This window comes from Planktothrix sp., from assembly GCF_046067725.1.
Lineage (GTDB): Bacteria > Cyanobacteriota > Cyanobacteriia > Cyanobacteriales > Microcoleaceae > Planktothrix.
This window is the reverse complement of sequence record NZ_JBJUDF010000315.1, coordinates 1-17,341: the sequence shown is the minus strand read 5'-3', so window position 1 is coordinate 17,341 and position 17,341 is coordinate 1. Positions and strand designations below refer to the sequence as shown.

At 40.1% G+C, this 17,341-nt stretch carries 10 protein-coding genes and 1 tRNA gene; 7 read left to right on the top strand and 4 right to left on the bottom strand.

Annotation, left to right across the window (positions count from 1 at the left end; all coding sequences use genetic code 11):
- The first annotated feature begins 783 nt into the window (after window positions 1–783).
- Window positions 784–2,523 (top strand): DUF262 domain-containing protein, encoded by a 1,740-nt coding sequence (locus ACKPEB_RS19645; protein WP_408966677.1) that lies wholly within the window; start codon window positions 784–786, stop codon window positions 2,521–2,523.
- Between the two features lie 120 nt (window positions 2,524–2,643).
- Here the strand turns inward: ACKPEB_RS19645 and ACKPEB_RS19640 are convergent.
- The 3 genes from ACKPEB_RS19640 to ACKPEB_RS19630 form a co-directional block, all read right to left on the bottom strand.
- Window positions 2,644–2,715 (bottom strand) — tRNA-Lys (locus ACKPEB_RS19640).
- 70 nt (window positions 2,716–2,785) lie between these two features.
- A complete protein-coding gene (locus ACKPEB_RS19635) occupies window positions 2,786–3,679 on the bottom strand; it encodes an aldose epimerase (protein ID WP_408966676.1) in 894 nt (297 codons plus the stop codon).
- A gap of 67 nt (window positions 3,680–3,746) precedes the next feature.
- Window positions 3,747–5,795, bottom strand: coding sequence for a CapA family protein (locus ACKPEB_RS19630; protein ID WP_408966675.1), 2,049 nt, complete (start codon window positions 5,793–5,795; stop codon window positions 3,747–3,749).
- Between the two features lie 514 nt (window positions 5,796–6,309).
- Here ACKPEB_RS19630 and ACKPEB_RS19625 point away from each other — a divergent pair.
- A complete protein-coding gene (locus tag ACKPEB_RS19625; RefSeq protein WP_408966674.1) occupies window positions 6,310–6,621 on the top strand; it encodes a DUF6679 family protein in 312 nt (103 codons plus the stop codon).
- Window positions 6,622–6,729: 108 nt separating this feature from the next.
- Here ACKPEB_RS19625 and ACKPEB_RS19620 read toward each other — a convergent pair whose 3' ends face one another.
- A complete protein-coding gene (locus ACKPEB_RS19620) occupies window positions 6,730–8,355 on the bottom strand; it encodes an MBL fold metallo-hydrolase (RefSeq protein WP_408966673.1) in 1,626 nt (541 codons plus the stop codon).
- A gap of 109 nt (window positions 8,356–8,464) precedes the next feature.
- Between ACKPEB_RS19620 and ACKPEB_RS19615 the strand changes: the two genes are divergently transcribed.
- The 5 genes from ACKPEB_RS19615 to ACKPEB_RS19595 all read left to right on the top strand — a co-directional run bounded on the left by ACKPEB_RS19615 (window position 8,465) and on the right by ACKPEB_RS19595 (window position 17,274).
- Complete coding sequence (locus ACKPEB_RS19615; RefSeq protein ID WP_408966672.1) at window positions 8,465–9,019, top strand: phycobiliprotein lyase; 555 nt, start codon at window positions 8,465–8,467, stop codon at window positions 9,017–9,019.
- Window positions 9,020–9,556: 537 nt separating this feature from the next.
- Window positions 9,557–11,710 (top strand): glycine--tRNA ligase subunit beta, encoded by a 2,154-nt coding sequence (gene glyS, locus ACKPEB_RS19610; protein WP_408966671.1) that lies wholly within the window; start codon window positions 9,557–9,559, stop codon window positions 11,708–11,710.
- A 132-nt stretch (window positions 11,711–11,842) separates the two neighbouring features.
- Window positions 11,843–13,207 (top strand): UDP-N-acetylmuramoyl-L-alanine--D-glutamate ligase, encoded by a 1,365-nt coding sequence (gene murD / locus ACKPEB_RS19605; protein WP_408966670.1) that lies wholly within the window; start codon window positions 11,843–11,845, stop codon window positions 13,205–13,207.
- A 201-nt stretch (window positions 13,208–13,408) separates the two neighbouring features.
- Window positions 13,409–16,564 carry a response regulator gene (locus ACKPEB_RS19600; protein ID WP_408966669.1) on the top strand — a complete coding sequence of 1,052 codons (3,156 nt, stop codon included), beginning with the start codon at window positions 13,409–13,411 and terminating at the stop codon, window positions 16,562–16,564.
- A gap of 107 nt (window positions 16,565–16,671) precedes the next feature.
- Complete coding sequence (locus tag ACKPEB_RS19595) at window positions 16,672–17,274, top strand: 2Fe-2S iron-sulfur cluster-binding protein (RefSeq protein ID WP_408966668.1); 603 nt, start codon at window positions 16,672–16,674, stop codon at window positions 17,272–17,274.
- Window positions 17,275–17,341 lie beyond the last annotated feature (67 nt).

The window sequence follows — 17,341 nt, the reverse complement described above, 5'->3', positions numbered from 1 at the left end:
ATCCAATAACCTTACCTTTTGTAAAAGATTATAAGAAATCTTCTACCTCTTCCCCTTGTTCATTTTGAACGCAGCGTATCAAATCATTTCGCTACTCTCAATATCACGATGGTTCAAGACAGATGTTCACTTTCGTTATTCTTGGGCAATTGGCTGGAGAACTACTTAGATATTGATTTATATCCGATTTCCCATTACTCCCAGCTTCAGTGTTTTGATAATCAGTCTGACACTGTGGGAATTGCCGTATCTCTTTGTTATTGGCTGTCCTATAGGACAGTTCATACCATTGACTCCGAGATTAGACCTTCCTTTACGGTCACATTTTCAAGGTTAAGGCAAATTCGATTGGGTTTATTGTGTACCAATTGTCTACATCTTGCCTCCCTGTTTACGTTTTGGGTATTATCCCTTAACTTTTACAGGAACGTCTCGCACAATTAAAATAATCTTAAGACAATTTGGTCATTTGCGGTGGCTTGAATCAGAAATTTGTCAAATTTTGTGAACCCCCATTAAAATCAGCCCTCAAGGACTTCAATCCCTTGCCGTTACAGGTCAGTTCAGCCCAGGTAAAGCTCACAACCATTGGTCTTGTTCAATGGCATTAGCTATGCACATTTATTTAATTTTGTCAAGTAATGCCTCTTAATTTTAGGGATTGATGGGAATTGTGCGATCGCTCGTCATCACACTATATATTAATCCCTAAAAGGCTAACTCCGATTTCTAATGTATTGCCATGTTAGTTTAGTTACTTAGAAGTTATAAGAGGAGCAGTCAATGGCTTATTGGCTATTTCAAAGTAACCCTAAATATTACAGAATCCTTGATGCTATCCAAGATTTAGAACAAATGCCTTGGTTAGTCAATCGATTTGCTAATCAAATGTCTGTTGGTGATGGTGTATTAATTTGGATATCGGGTCAAGATTCAGGAATTTATGCGATGGCAAAAATTCTTGAAGTCCCTCAAGGGATTAATAATTTTCCTGATGAAGATTACTGGATTGATCAAGAAAGAAGAATTAAAGATAAAAACCTAACCTTTGCAATTATTAAGTTTACAAATAAATTCGTTAATAATCCGATTCTCAGAACCCAAGTTAAAGAAGATGAGATTTTAAAAGAATTGATGGTGATTCGGCAACCTCAATCAACAAACTATGCCGTTACGCTCGGTCAATGGCAAAGAGTAACACAATTAATTAATCATATGGAATCTATAATATTACCTCGCCAAGCTGAAGAAATTGAAGTTGAGGGCAATGAGGAAGGAGATATTGTTGTAGAACCTCAAAGTGTATCTTTAGATAAAAGCGATCGCAGTTTGTCAGAATATCATAAATGGTATAAAAGAGGACGGTTAATTGTTGATCCTGAATGGCAACGGGAATATGTTTGGGATTTAAAAAAAGCGTCTCGATTAATTGAATCGTTTTTAATTGGTTTACCTGTTCCAGTTATTTATTTAGCCTTTAATGAAGAAGGAGTCCGCGAAGTGATTGACGGGTTACAACGGTTAACATCCGTTTTCAATTTTTTTGATAATAAATACGAACTTAAAGGATTAGAAAGCTTACGACAATTTAATGGGCGTAAGTTTAACCAACTTCCTCAAGAATATCAAAACCATTTAGAAGATTGTACCATGATCGCCTTTGAACTACCCAAGGATACAGACAAAAACCTAAAATTTTTAATTTTTGAACGTTTGAATACAGGTGGCATTGTTCTGAATGATATGGAAATTAGGAACTGTCTCTATCGAGGTCAATTAAATGACTTAATCCGAGAACTCGCTAAATCCGATGAATTTTTAGCTTGTGTTAATCAAAAAAATTTGGATAAACGTATGAAAGACCGAGGTTTAGTTTTACGATACTTGGCTTTCTTACAAATGAATTATAGAAATGCTCGAAAAGGAATGAAGAATTTTTTAAATGAGTTTTTACAAGCTTATCGAAATCCAGGCGCAGACAAACTTAACGAATTTAGAGATACTTTTAAAAAATCCATGAAAGCAGCTTATACTATTTTCGGAAATCAAGCCTTTCGATTAAGAACAGAACGAGGAAGTTGGTCAACACAGCTTAATGCTTCTATTTTTCAAGTTCTTAGTGTTTCATTCGCCGATTATGATTTAGGTGCTTTAACCCGCGCTTCTGATCTAATTTATGAGGAATATTTAGATTTAATTAGTACAGATGAAAAATGGGTTGATAGTGTTAAAGCTTCAACCGGAGAGATTCAAAGAATTGATTACTCATTTTCAACCTGGAAACAACGATTAGCTGAAGTGATGAAGGTTACAGATCCTAATGACTCGCAACGAGTATTTTCCCGCCAGTTGAAAGAAGAAATGTATCGACAAGACCCAACTTGCAAAATTTGTAATCAGCGCATTACTGTAATTAATGATGCTGCTCTGGATCATGAAAAACATTACTGGCGAGGCGGTAAGACCATTCCAGAAAATGCTCGTTTAGTACATCGTCAATGCAATTTACAACGAGAACATTAAAAAATGATAGATTGCGATGCTGAACATAAGTTATTATGAGTGACTCGCTTGGCTGATATTTTCCCTGATGCTAGTCATGTGCAGTATCTTCACTGCTTAGAACTGCATTGATTAGTTATATGGGTCGCCCGGGATTCGAACCCGGAACTAATCGGTTAAAAGCCGAGTACTCTACCGTTGAGTTAGCGACCCGCGTGTTTTTTCTTTTCTCACGCACAGTTTCTAATAGTAGCACAACCTTTTGGGGTTGACAAGGGGGTATTCAAAAAAAAGTTGCGCTGAGGTGAACGAGCATCTCACAACTGGCTCCTGGCTTGAGATAGGTCAATAATTTTCCCGTATTGAGGGCGTTACGAGGTGCTGTCCAAGGTTCCAAACAATAGTAGTCCTTGCCTTTGAGTGTCCAATAGACCACGCTGGAATAAGCCGAACTATAGCTGAGGATAATTCTTGACTTTTGATGATGATCAATGGTCGTTGTCGCTAACCCCGTTAAGGGACTAAACAAGACATCAATTTCATCCTCAGCAGCATCAAACCGTCCCGTGAACACCTGAGTTTTTTGAGTGCGTTGATCTCGATACTGCATGGCTGGAATTTCAAAAGCTAATTTTTCCTTATCCAAAGCCAAAAAATAAGGATGTAACCCCGTTGAAAACGGCATGGTTTGCGGAGGCAAACTGTCCATCGTGCCACAGAGGTTAGTATAGCGTTGGAAAATCTGTAAAGAATTCCCCTTCAAAGTGTAGGTAAACTCCACTTCAAAATCAAAGGGATAAACCGACCGAGTTTCAGCATTACTCTTTAACACCAACGTGATTGACGCACCGCCATCCGTTGCTTGTTGTACCACCGTCCACGGCAAATTCCGAGCAAACCCATGTTGTTTGAGAGTATAGCGTTGACCTTGATAAGTGTAGGTATCATCCGGTAAATTGCCACAAATGGGAAACAGAATCGGAATTCCACCCCGTACCGTTAAATCAGGATTAGCAAATCGTTCAGCATCCAAATACAGTAAATCCTGACCTGCAACTTGCCAACGGGTAATGATTCCGCCTCGTTCTGGGACAACTTCTAGGGTAGACTGGGTAGCCTGATCCCAGAGGACGTAGGTTTTATATTGTTGATGGGGCTTCAGTGCGATCGCAAACACGGTGATAGTTAAATAATGAATCAGTGATCAATCAACGCAAGAGATAGGAGCCAGATCGTTATGCTTCCTAAGCTCGATATTGCTCAGGACGCAAAGGCAGTTCAATCGTCCCATGAGATTCTCTTGGGTGATGGGATGCGGCCACTTGAGACTTGGTGGACTCCAGCCGATCCGGTGCAGAATTCCGATGAGGAATTGCAATTTCAAAGGAAATGGGGGAATGGGAAGGATTGTAACTCTGAGAGTTAGGTGGGAGAGCCTGGGGAAATGAAGGCAGAGAAATAAACGGATCTTTAATAAAAGGTTCATCAATATAAGGTTTGAGGTCATCCTGACGATCGGTTTTAGCCTCTAATTCAGGAGGTTGAACCGTTTTCTCTTCCACCAAGGGAACCGACGCCCCAGATAAAGATTCTTTCGGTGCTTCCGTTGCTAAGGGTGGCTGCACAGACTCCTTCTCAGATGATTCAGCAGTCGGGACTTCTGAGACTGGAGATGAACCGGGTATAGGAGATTCTGTTACTAAGGGTAACGTCAGTTCCTGACTAGGTGTTAAGGGGACATCAGCCGATTTAATCTCTCGATGGGGCGCGTCTAACACCACGACGGACTGCATCGGTTGATCAAAAATTTGTGACAGTCGTTCCACCCGCTTAAGAATATCCTCTCCTTTTTCTCCCGATATCACCTTAGCTTGATATTGTGTTACCTCTACAGGTAAAAATTCCACCTTCATTTTGCGATTGTGATTTAAGGCCACTTTTAAAACTGCCGTTTCATAGTCTGTACGACTATTACCGCCAAAAATAAAATTACCCAAGGAGTAAACAATCGGACGACCTTTATAAATTTCTGCACCCTGCAAAACATGGGGATGATGACCAATGACAACATCAGCGCCCTGGTCAATGGTAAATCGAGCTAAATCAATCTGCCAGTCCCCAGGATATTCAGACAGTTCTACCCCCCAATGATAGTTAACCACCACCCAATCCACCTGATCTCGAATCGCTTTAATATCGGCTGCCACCCGCTCATCATACCGAGGATTGGTTCCGGCTACACCTTCTGCGGCGGCATGAAAATCAGCATCATAATAACCAAAATAGGCAATGCGTTGACCTTTAACTTCGATAATTGTGGGACGACGAGCTTCTTTAATATCTCGACCTGCTCCTACTGCATGAATACCCGCCCGGTCTAACGTTTCCATCGTTTCGACGAGCCCGGATGCTTCATAGTCCATCGTATGATTATTGGCTAGATTAACAATATCAATGCCGCCTTCGGTTAATACCTTAACGGCTTCAGGATCAGCTTTAAAATTAAATTGTTTATTTGGACGGCGCAGGGTGGAACGGGTCAGGGGATTTTCTAAATTGACCATTGCCAAATCTGCCTCCCGATATTCAGGAAGTTGAGCAAACGGTAAGGAATAGTTTGTTCCAATAATATTTTCAAAGTGATCGCAAAGGGTCACATCCCCGCCAAAAACTAAAGTAACCGTTGGATCTTGAGGATTTTGTACCTGTTGGTGTTGAACCACCGGAACCACTTCTAAAGCAGCTTGAACCCGATCAGGCTGTTTAGGCGGGGGTGCAATCATGACCACATTTTCTTGGGCGGGATGATTCGGTAGAGGTATTCGATGGGCGGCGACTTCATAGTAACTCACCCAACAGCCCAAGATGAAGGATGAAACCGCCGAACCCACCAGGAACATTAACCGTAAGGTTTTAAATTTAATCCAATCGAGGTTGATCCGTTGGGTTTGTTCCCGATAAACTCGATTAGCGGGAGTCACAAGCCGCACCGATTGTTTCCAGAGGATTTGGGCATCTCCTTGATAGCGGGCAGCGATTTTCACCCCTTCTAAATTCGGGGCGTTCAGTTTCCACAGTAAATGACAGATAAACTTAACAATACTTTCCGCCAAAGGTTCTTGTTGAAATTCAACGAGAACGGGTAAACACCCTTTTCGATCTGGGGGGGCGACTTTGGCAGAGATGCCTTCAGGTCTGAGATAGGTATTAATTAAATAGCTCAGAGCCCTTAAATCTCCTGCACGGGCTGATTCAAAGATAGAAGGTTGACCTAAATATTCTGCATACGCCATGAGAATGCTGTCCTTTCCCTTAAAAATAACGAATTGCCGTTTAGTTTAATCAATCAAAATACTCTTAAGCTTGTATAGTAGCGAACAGTTCGTTAAACACTGAATCGATGCAGTGAAAAATTTCAACATAACCCGCTTCCGTAAGGTAATAACTTTTCTGATAAAAATTGACCAGGTTCATTATAAGCTGTTGGGGACGTGCGATCACCTAAGTTGAGTCCGACATTAAGGATCTCTGATGTAAAGAAAAGTTGATCAAACCTTTTGCTTAAGCCAACTCAACCCAGATTTAGGCCGTATACTGAAAATGTTCTCACTCTCAAGGCATAAGTACAGACTAATTTATTAGGCTAAATTTAACCTTGGGGTTAAAATAGAGGACAATTGTTTAGTCCAAATAATTCCCTGGAAATCGAGTTCGATTCAAGAGGTTTCGGCATCCTGCTTAACCCTCAAGACTCGATTCACAAGGAATATGTACACGAGCCAGCGAACTTCTCAGGAAAAGTAAAAAATGCTACATCGCAAGATTTATCAGCTTTGTTGTGACAGTCGGGAAGTCTCGATCTTCTTACGGGATCAACAACGTTGGATTGAGAAAGCTCGAATTACAGACATTGAAGGGGATTTAGTCACGCTACGTTATGAGACGGATGAAGAGGATGAGTTATGTTCTTGGGAAGAAATGATTCGGATAGAGAGTATTGGAGCCATTAGCCAAAAGTTGGCTTCCGTTCCCAAGTGTGATTTTGATTTTCCCATTGCTGAGGATTGTCCAGAAGCGGAACAAATTCATAACCCGACCTCTGAATCTAGCCCAGAATAAGCACAACAATCACCCCTGAATGGGGGGTGCGGTGATTCACAACGACTGATACAGCGAACCTAGAAGCTGAAATGGGTTTGTTTCGGTTCCCGATTTCCGGGTATGAGTTTATTCGAGACGCTCAATCGATTCAAACATTGGGCAGTATCCATCTGGGGTAACTTTAAAGCCATAGAGGGCGGAGACTTGATTCCAACAGCGTTGTCCTCGATAGTATTGGCAATTGCCACAACAGTCGAGATCACTGGGAATGATGCGATCGCTTCCTTGGCTGAGGAATTCCCGTTGAGAAATGCCGCGCAGGACTAATTCTTCTCCTTGCCATCGAGCTTCCACTAATCCGGTATCCGCAAAGGCGGGCCACCGAGGGTCAGTGGTTAAGGTGGGAGGGAGAGTAATGTGAATTTGAGTTTCAAACTCGGTGATTTCCCCTTCATAGTGGGTTTCCGCGCTTGGGGGTTGTAAGAAGGTTTCTCCGATGGGCAACTCCACCAAGGTTCCTGCATCTGGGGTATGCAGTTGATAGCGGTTGCGAAGTTCTTCTAAATTGGTCAGATCGGCTAAATAGGTGGGTGAACCATGCACAAAAATAATATGTTGAGGTCGGAGGTTATGGATCAGTTGGGTTGTGCCGGGGCCATCACAATGTTCTGAAATAAAATAGGTTTCGATCAGGGGTGCAAATTGTCCTGAACTGGTCGCTACAACTTCAGGAATGGGGAGAATCTCTAAGGGTTTACCGGGTGTTTGAGGCAAAAATAACATCCAAGGACGGCTAGAATTTGCCCAATAGGAACTCCAATCGGCATACTCATCAGTGAGAACAATACAGGGAGACTGACCGAGTTGAGATCGCTGTTGTGGGGTCAGGCGTCGCACTCTAGGACGAATGCGATCATCCCAGAATAAAGGCTGATGTTGGGCAAAGTTTTGGACGCTGGCGGGAAACTGGGACAGCAATTGTAAGTAAACATCACATCCAGTCGCAACGGTTCCATCGACCCAAATATCCAGATCTCGACCTGTAAAATAATGGTGACTCCGCAGCAGCATTAACAGTTCTTGACCTAACCCTAAACTCGGTGTGGGTAAGAGCAGACAATATTGAGCTTCTATGGCTCGATATAACCGTTCTGCTAGTTGGTTTTCCAGTTGACGACGATGGGGATGGCGGGCGGTTCCATAACTGCCTTCTAAGATTAAAACGTCTGGTTTGAGTCCCCGCAACTCTCCCAAGGGTAAGCCTTCAACTAAGCGAGAATTCGAGAGAAAAAAATCTCCAGTGTAAATCAGTTTATAACTGCGTTCTGGGGTGACAGAATTAATCAGAATGACCGATGCTCCGGGTAAATGACCCGCCGGAAATAAGGTGACACTGAGTCCGGGTTTAAGTTGGGTCGCAGAATTCCAAGGTAAAGGTTGACAAAGCGGATGATTAATATCCGGTTCCCAGTCCGGCCAATTCAAGGGTAAGAGTCGGGCTGTGACTTCACTCCCATAAATTGGAATTTTAGGAAAGGCTTGATGGAAAGCCAGTAAACCTTGAGCGTGATCCGCATGAGCATGAGAACAAAGCACCAAGTCAGCCGGAGGTTGTTCAGAGGAGGTTAATAGGGGTGAAATGTCCTGAAGTCCACAATCAAGTAAAATGCGATGAGATCCCATCCGCATGAGCAGACACAAACCCTCCTCGGCATGGCCAACGCTATAGGATAAACATTCCAGGTCAATCACAGGAGTTCATCAACAGGATAATTAGTATAGATTTTAGAGTTAGTCGGGATTTTTGCTAAAAAATGTTAAAAACTGTTGCAAAAATGAGTTAAGCGGAGTGAGATTCACCATGTCAATTGCACAATTCCAAGAATTTTTTGATCATTGCGTTGGTCAATGGACAACGGAACGCACCTACCATTACTTAACTCAACAGGAGGTAGAGCGATCGCATACAGAATTTGTGATTCATCCCTTGAACGATCAGGCGAAAGCTAAAGTCTTAGAAGATAATCAACGTTTATCAACAAACTTAGAATTACCAACCCTCCCTGGATATCGGTTAGCGTTTCAAACCATTTCGGAAAAAGGGGAGGAGGTTTCGCAAACATTGAATATTCTTTTTGTGCCCCAAAAACTGGATTTTCCCATCATTGAGGGAGATTATCTTCGCGATAAAGCCTATGAAGAAGCAAAACCAATGGTGGCGAACTTTCGCTATAATACTCAAACTCGTGAATTATTGATGACGACAACCTACACACGAGTGGTGTCAGTTGATTCGATTACTTTGATTAATCCAGAGTTAAGAATTCGTCGGATTATTAATTATCAACGACCGCAGAATCATGAACCGTTAAATACAGTTTTGTTAGTGGGCTTTGGAGTGGAACAAAAACAGTAATTAACAATCTTCTGAACAGATGATTGTTTAACTTAAAACAATAAGTTTTGAATTCAGAAAAAGCTGTTTAGGAAACCTTGCTAGATGGGACAGAGGGAGTGATCCAGCCCATCTAGTATCAAAGGCAGGGTAACAGGAGAGCAGAGGAGAATCTAACCTCTTGCCATCCCTATCATAGCCGTAATTTTAGCGGGATGGAAAAATACAAGAATTTCTTAAGTTTTGACAAGATTTTTGAGATTGTCCTCTGAGAAATTAGAAAATTTGGAAAAATTAATCAACAGTTTGAATCGGCTTTTACCGCAATTAATCTTGATTCAGATTGGGGCAAACATGACAATCATCTTTACAATATCCCAGCAAAACTGATGGACAAAAATTCTTAGCGAGTTGGGATTAAACCGATTTTCCCGAATCATAACTCAGAAATCTAGTCATTTGAAACTGTCTTGCTCCCTTGAGTCCTGACCCCCTCACCTGCTATGGTAATGGTTTGTACCCTTAAGTTTCTTAGCAAAATCCCTTATAAAATTTCCTATGGTTAGTTTTTTACTTGAAGTTGGTACAGAAGAATTACCAGCAACTTTTGTTGAAACCGCGATTCAACAATGGCAACAGAAAATTCCGGCTAGTCTCAAAGAACAGTTTTTGAGCTTTGAATCCGTTCAAGTCTGGGGGACACCGCGACGGTTAGCGGTATTGATTGAAGGACTACCCAGCCACCAACCTGACCGAGAAGAAGAAATCAAAGGCCCTCCAGCCTCTACCGCCTTCAAAGATGGAAAACCAACTTCCGCAGCAGAAGGGTTTATTAAAAAACAAGGTGTAACTTTAGAAGATTTAGAAATTCGTCCGACTTCTAAGGGAGATTTTGTCTTTGTTTTAAAGAAAATTCCGGGTCGATTAACGGCAGAAATTTTATCAGAATTAACCCCAGAATGGATTACCAAATTAGAAGGAAAACGGTTCATGCGTTGGGGAGATGGAGATTTAAAATTCCCCCGACCGATTCGGTGGTTAATTACCTTATTAGATGATCAAGTTTTACCCGTTACCTTAATCAGTGGTTCTGAAGAAATTAAAAGCGATCGCATTTCCCAAGGACATCGAGTTTTACATCCTGAACCGATGACCATTTCTGAAGCTAAAACCTATGTTGAATCCCTGAGAAAAGCCTTTATTGAAGTTGATCCTGAAGTTCGGATTCAAAGGATTCAACAAGATGTTAAAACAGTCGCGAATAGTGTGGGGGGACAAGCAGAAATTCCCGAAGATTTATTAACAGAAGTTGTGCATTTAGTGGAATGGCCGACGGCTGTTGTGGGAACCTTTGATCCAGAATTTTTGAATCTCCCTGCGGACGTGATTAAAACCGTAATGGTAACGCATCAACGGTATTTCCCAGTATTAACATCGGAGCCGCAAAATTCATCGCCGTTAAAACCCTATTTTATCACAATTTCTAATGGAGATCCGGCTAAATCTGATTTAATTGCCACCGGAAATGAACGGGTGATCCGGGCTCGGTTAGCCGATGGACAATTTTTCTATAAATCAGATTTAAAAACACCCTTAGAAAGCTATTTACCCGCCTTAGAAGCGGTGACATTTCAAGAGGATTTAGGTTCAGTTCGAGATAAAGTCAATCGAATTTGTAAAATTTCTAATTGGATTGCCGATCAACTCAATGTTAGTGAATCGGATCGGAATTTCATTCAACGGGCAGCTTTATTATGTAAAGCAGATTTAGTGACCCAAATGGTGTATGAATTCCCTGAATTACAAGGAATTATGGGGGAAAGATACGCTCGTGAAGGCGGAGAACCCGAAGCAGTCGCAACGGCTATTTTTGAACATTATTTACCTCGAAATTCTACGGATCATTTACCCCAAACTTTAATCGGTCAAGTTGTTGGTTTAGCTGATAAACTGGATACTTTAGTTAGTATTTTTGGGTTAGGAATGTTACCGACGGGCTCCTCCGATCCCTTTGCGTTACGTCGGGCAGCTAATGCCGTTGTTAATATTATTTGGGCTGCGAATTTACCGTTGAATTTATATCAACTGCTGAAACAAATTTCCACCGATTTTGTGAATACATTCCCCAATGCAATGTTAAAGTTAACGGGTCAGTTAGATGACTTTTTCTTGCAACGAATTCGGACGTTATTACAAGATGAGAAAAACATTGATTATGATTTAGTTAATGCGGTTTTAGGAGATAATGATTTGGAATATAAAGAACGGGCGTTACAGGATTTGTTAGACGTTCGAGAGCGAGCGTTATTCCTACAAACGATCCGTCAAGATGGTACATTAAACCAAATTTATGAAACGGTCAATCGTTCGACTCGGTTAGCCAAACAGGGGGATTTAGATACCTTAGAATTGCAACCGGAAACGAAGGTTAAACCGGATTTATTTCAAAAATCATCTGAACGGGAATTTTATCAAGCTTTAATTCAGTTAGTCCCTAAAACTCAAGGGTCTCAATCAACGCGAAATTATCGTCAATTAGTGGAAGCATTAGCTGAAATTACTCCTACTGTTAACAGCTTTTTTGATGGCCCAGAAAGTGTTTTAGTGATGGATGATGATCCGAATATTCAACGAAATCGTTTGAATTTATTAGGATTATTAAGAAATCATGCTCGTGTTTTAGCAGATTTTGGAGCCATTGTTAAAAGTTAAACAACGGTATATTTTAGGGAGCACCTTATATTTGAGGGAGCGTCCTCGCTCCCACTACGGGTTCCCTATTTTCTGTTATCAATATTCAGAATTTTCAGCAACATCACAAATCTACCCCATACGATTTTATCTATGCTCAAGGCTCATGTTATTGGTTTAGGAAAGTCTGGAAATGCGGCAGCACGGTTATTAAAATTGCAAGGATGGGAGGTAATATTAAGCGATCGCAATTCTTCTCCTAATTTAGAACCCCAAAAAAAACAATTAGAAGAGGAAGGAATAATTGTTCATTTAGGAGAGAATTTTCAACCGGATGATTCCTTAGATTTAGTCGTTGTTAGTCCTGGGGTTCCTTGGGATATTCCAGGGTTAAAAGCTGCCCGAAATTTAGGGATAGAAACAATTGGAGAAATGGAATTAGCATGGCGAAATCTACGACAGTTGCCTTGGGTTTGTATTACAGGAACCAATGGAAAAACGACAACAACCGCTTTAACTGCTGCCATATTTAAAGTCGCAGGTTTAAACGCTCCAGCTTGTGGAAATATTGGCTATGCCGCTTGTGAATTAGCCTTACAAGAATATCAAGGAAGTGCTAAACCGTTAGATTGGATGATTGCCGAAGTGAGTAGTTATCAAATCGAATCTTCATCAACTTTAAATCCTAGAATTGGCGTTTGGACAACCTTTACTCCTGATCATTTGAATCGTCATTACACCTTAGAACGCTATTATGATATCAAAGCTAAATTATTATATCAATCCCAAGAACAAGTGATTAATGGGGATGATCCTTATTTAAGAGAAACGGCAGGTCAACGCTGGATCTCTGCCTATTGGACAAGTGTTTTAGGACAAGAAGCTTTAGTTGCAAATCCCGAATTCGGGTTTTATATTGAAAACAATTGGGTGATGCAAAATGGGGAGCCAATTGTTCAAGCGGATGCGTTAAAAATGGTCGGAAGCCATAACAAACAAAACCTGTTAATGGCGGTTGCGACGGCTCGATTAGCGGGAATTTCAACAGAAGCGATTACTGAAGCAATTTCTACTTTTCCAGGGGTAGCGCATCGTTTAGAACGAATTATGACCTGGCAAGGAATTGATTGGATTAATGATAGTAAAGCCACCAATTATGACGCGGCAGAAGTGGGATTATCGGCGGTAGAATCTCCCGTAATTTTAATTGCTGGGGGAGAAGCAAAAAAAGGAAATGATAGTGCCTGGATTCATCGCATTCAAGAAAAAGCCGTTTCAGTGTTATTAATTGGCGATGCAGCCGAGGCATTTTCCCAACGGTTAAAGCAGGAGAATTACTTGAATTTTGAAATCGTTGAAACGATGGAAAAAGCGGTTGAAAAAGCGGCTGATCTTGCACCCCAATTAGGAGCAAAAGTGGTGTTATTATCTCCCGCTTGTGCCAGTTTTGATCAATATCAAAGCTTTGAACATCGCGGAGAACATTTCCGCCAGTTATGCTTAGACTTAATCAGATAAAAAAGAGAATAGGGTGAGGGTTGTTGTCAAGGGTTGTCTCTCTAAATTTCACAATTCTGGATTGTTCAGACCCTACATCCGTTCTCAATCCTTAGTTCAATAAAAGTGCAGGTGATTTTCTGTTCCCTATTTGACCCCCCTTCAGCGTTAAACTTTGATAAACTAAAGAGTTAGAGGACTTGGGAACCACGTAAATTTTCAATGTTAAAAAGAGTTGGAATAATTTTGCCTCAAACCCCTAAAAAAATTTCCCTACAATGGGTGTTAGTTATACCGTTTGTTGTGCAAGTTGTAGGGGTAGTGGGGTTAGTCGGTTATTTGTCTTGGCGCAATGGGCAACAGACTGTCAATGATCTAGCAAATCAGTTAATGGATCAGGTACATGAGCGAATTTATGAAAAGTTAAATCGTTTTTTAGAAACACCCCATTTGCTGCTGAAAATCAATCAAAATAGTTTTAAAAAAAGACAAATTGATCTCAATCTCCTTGAGCAGTTAGAAAAGAATTTTTACCAACAACTTCAACTTTTCCCCTCAGCCACTTCCATTGGATATGCCAGTAGCGAAGGTGAATTTATTTCACTAGGAAGAGATCAAATGGGCATCCTTTTACCTCAGAACAGTTTGATTCTTGCTGAGAGTAAAAAATCCCAACCTGGACTGTACAGAGCTTATCTATTAAATCCGAAAATGCAACGGAGCAAACCCGTTTTGACGGTTCCTAACTATCAAGTTCAAGACCGTTTGTGGTATCAAACAGCACAAAAAATTGGTCAACAAAGTTGGACTCCTATTGTGCAATATTATGTATATCCAACCGTAAGTAGTTTATTTGCTGTTTCACCCATTTACCAAGATGGAAAGTTTGTAGGAACGTTCGTGTCTGATATTTTGCTTTGGAAGATCAATTTTTTTCTTAACAACATTAAACTATCTAAATCCGGTCAGATTTTTATTATAGAACGTTCGGGAGAGCTTGTAGCTAGTTCTACGGGAGAACCAAATTTTACTGAATATAAAGGCTCTCAACTTGTTCGGTTACAAGCAACAGAAAGCCAAAATCCTCTCACTCGTTTAACAGCAAAAGAAATTCTGAATCAATGGTCTGATTTTCGTCAAATTCCCGTTGGCCATCAACATTTAAATTTAATTTATCAAAATCAACCCCAACTTGTTCATATTAGTTCTTATCAAGATACTTGGGGGTTAGATTGGTTAATTGTAATTGTGGTTCCAGAAACAGAATTTATGGAACAAATTAATGCGAATACAAAAACAACTATCTTGTTATGTTTAATTACTCTTATCTTATCAATATCATTAGGATTGTGGACAGCAAAAAAAATTATTAAACCGATTCAAACTTTAAGATCTGCTAGTCAAGCTTTAGCTAAAGGAAAGTGGGATAAAAAGTTAAATCTTAATAGTTCAATCAGTGAATTATCCAGTCTTTCAGAATCCTTTAATCAAACGTCTGAACAACTGAAGATAGCATTTGAACGGATTAATATTGCCTTACAAGAATCCCAGGATCAATTTATTAAAGTGTTTCGCTCTAGTCCTGATCCGATTGTGATTTTAAGCGCCGATGACCAGCGATATATTGAAGTTAATGATAGTTTTTTAGAAATGACAGGCTATAACCGTCAAGAGGTCATTGGTCTGACAGCATCCGAATTAAATTTAATTGTTGACTTTCAACAAAATCAATTCATTATAGAACAGTTAAAAACTCAAGGTTTAGTTCATAACATTGAATTTGATTATCGTCAAAAATCAGGAGAAATAGGAACTCTTTTGATTTCAATAGAACCCATTGAAATTGAAGGAAAAGTTTATTTACTGTCAACCTCTAAAGAAATTTCTGTTCGCAAGCAAGCTGAAAGAGAATTGCAGGAAGCGAAACAAATCGCAGAAACCGCTAATCAAGCAAAAAGTATTTTTTTAGCGAATATGAGTCATGAACTGAGAACCCCTCTGAATGTGATCTTAGGGTTTGTTCAACTGATGAGTCATGATCAGCAATTATCTGAACAACAAAAAGAAAATATACAAATTATTCAACGCAGTAGTAAACACCTACTGAGTTTAATTAATGATGTTTTGAATTTATCTAAAATTGAAGCCGGAAAACTGACATTAGAAGTCGAAATATTTGATTTTTTCGCGCTTTTATTAAATCTCCAAGAAATGTTTTTAGAGCAAGCTCGAAGCAAAGGTTTAGCGTTAAAATTAATCATCGCAAAAGATGTTCCTAATTGCATTAAAAGTGATCCCAAGAAATTGCAACAGATTTTGATTAATTTACTGGCAAATGCCATTAAATTTACCGAACAGGGAGAAATTACCATCCAAGTTAAATTAACTGATCCGCTTTTCTGTTTCGTTCCTCAAGAAATTGATTCTGAAGCAGAAAGCTTATGTTGGATTCAATGTGAAATTATCGATACAGGAGTTGGAATTCCCCATCAGGAATTAGAATCAGTTTTTGAGGCGTTTGTCCAGAGTAAAATCGGACAAGGATTTTCAGGAGGAACCGGATTAGGATTAACAATTAGTCGGAGTTTAACCGAGTTAATAGGAGGACAATTATCCGTAGAAAGTATTGTAGGGAAAGGGAGTATATTTCGGATTAAAATTATCGTCAGAAAGGTAAATAATTTTGAAAAAAAAATCTTCAAACACTATCATCATACTATTCGGTTAGCACCGGATCAAAAAAAATATCGTATTCTTGTGGTTGATGATCATCTTGAAAATCGTCAACTGATGGTGAAATGGATGCAAGAATTAGGTTTAGAAGTTCAAGAAGCAATGAATGGAAAGCAAGCCGTTGAAATTTGGCAACAATCCCAACCTGATTTAATTTGGATGGATATTGCCATGCCGATTTTAGATGGGTATGCAGCAACTCAACAAATTCGTGCTCAAACCGGAGGAGAAAAACCAGTAATTATCGCTTTATCTGCTCATGTGACAGAAGCCGATCGAAATTTAGCATTGCAAGTGGGATGTAATGATTTTATGATTAAACCTTTTCAAGAAAAAACATTATTAGAAAAAATGAATCAATATTTGGGTTTAAAATTTATTGATAATGTTTATCCTATTGAGGGTCAGCCTCAGCCTTTAAAAATAGATTTTAATCCTGAAATATTTCAGGTGATGTCTAATTCCTGGCTGAACCAACTTTCTGAATTTGCACTTTTAGGGAGCGATGAATTAATCTTGCAACATCTTGAAGAAATTCCCGAAGAATATCGTGAGATCGTCACCGAATTGCAGCAATTAGTCAACGATTATAAATTTGAAGAAATTCATAGTTTAGTTGAATCTTTTCTGAAGAAAAACATTTAAAATCAGTCTCGATCAAGGGAATCCCTAAAAAACATTGAATAATTTTACATTATAATTAAGCTTTAAATCAAACTTTCAGCCTTAACCCCAATCTAGGTAAAACCCTAATGCAGTTACAAAATCAGCCAGAAATTGTATTAGCAGAGGAGGAGAATCAAATTCCACTCACCCTCGATATTAATGGCACAACTCACACTGTACAATTAGAACCACGAGTCACCCTCCTTGATGCACTGCGAGAATATTTAGGACTCACTGGAACGAAAAAAGGATGTGATCGCGGACAGTGTGGCGCTTGTACCGTGTTAATTGACGGACAACGGGTGTACTCCTGTCTGACCTTGGCGATCATGCAGCAGGGGAAACCCATTACCACCATTGAAGGAATCGCCAACGGGGATACCTTGCACCCCCTACAAACCGCTTTTATCGAACAAGAAGGGTTTCAGTGTGGCTATTGTACCCCCGGACAAATTTGTGCAGCGATCGCATTAATCCAAGAAGTAGAACAAGGATGTGTGAGTGCGGTGACACCAGATCTCACCCATCCCCCTAAACTTCCAGAACTCTCCGACCTAGAAATTAAAGAACGTCTCAGTGGTAATCTCTGCCGTTGTAGTGCCTATAATGGCATTCTGGCAGCCATGCAACAGGTAATCGGACAAACTCCCCCACCTGCGGAGGCTTTAGTGTTGGTGAGAGATAACTGATATGAGAAATTTCACTTATAGTCGCGCAACATCCGTAGAGGATGCCCTACAAGGAATCCGAGAAAAC

Bases quoted from the DNA above. Each gene is read 5' to 3' on its own strand.
- ACKPEB_RS19645 (WP_408966677.1), top strand. From the start codon at position 784: ATGGCTTATTGGCTATTTCAAAGTAACCCTAAATATTACAGAATCCTT.
- ACKPEB_RS19630 (WP_408966675.1), bottom strand. From the start codon at position 5,795: ATGGCGTATGCAGAATATTTAGGTCAACCTTCTATCTTTGAATCAGCC.
- ACKPEB_RS19625 (WP_408966674.1), top strand. From the start codon at position 6,310: ATGCTACATCGCAAGATTTATCAGCTTTGTTGTGACAGTCGGGAAGTC.
- ACKPEB_RS19615 (WP_408966672.1), top strand. From the start codon at position 8,465: ATGTCAATTGCACAATTCCAAGAATTTTTTGATCATTGCGTTGGTCAA.
- glyS (WP_408966671.1), top strand. From the start codon at position 9,557: ATGGTTAGTTTTTTACTTGAAGTTGGTACAGAAGAATTACCAGCAACT.
- murD (WP_408966670.1), top strand. From the start codon at position 11,843: ATGCTCAAGGCTCATGTTATTGGTTTAGGAAAGTCTGGAAATGCGGCA.
- ACKPEB_RS19600 (WP_408966669.1), top strand. From the start codon at position 13,409: ATGTTAAAAAGAGTTGGAATAATTTTGCCTCAAACCCCTAAAAAAATT.
- ACKPEB_RS19595 (WP_408966668.1), top strand. From the start codon at position 16,672: ATGCAGTTACAAAATCAGCCAGAAATTGTATTAGCAGAGGAGGAGAAT.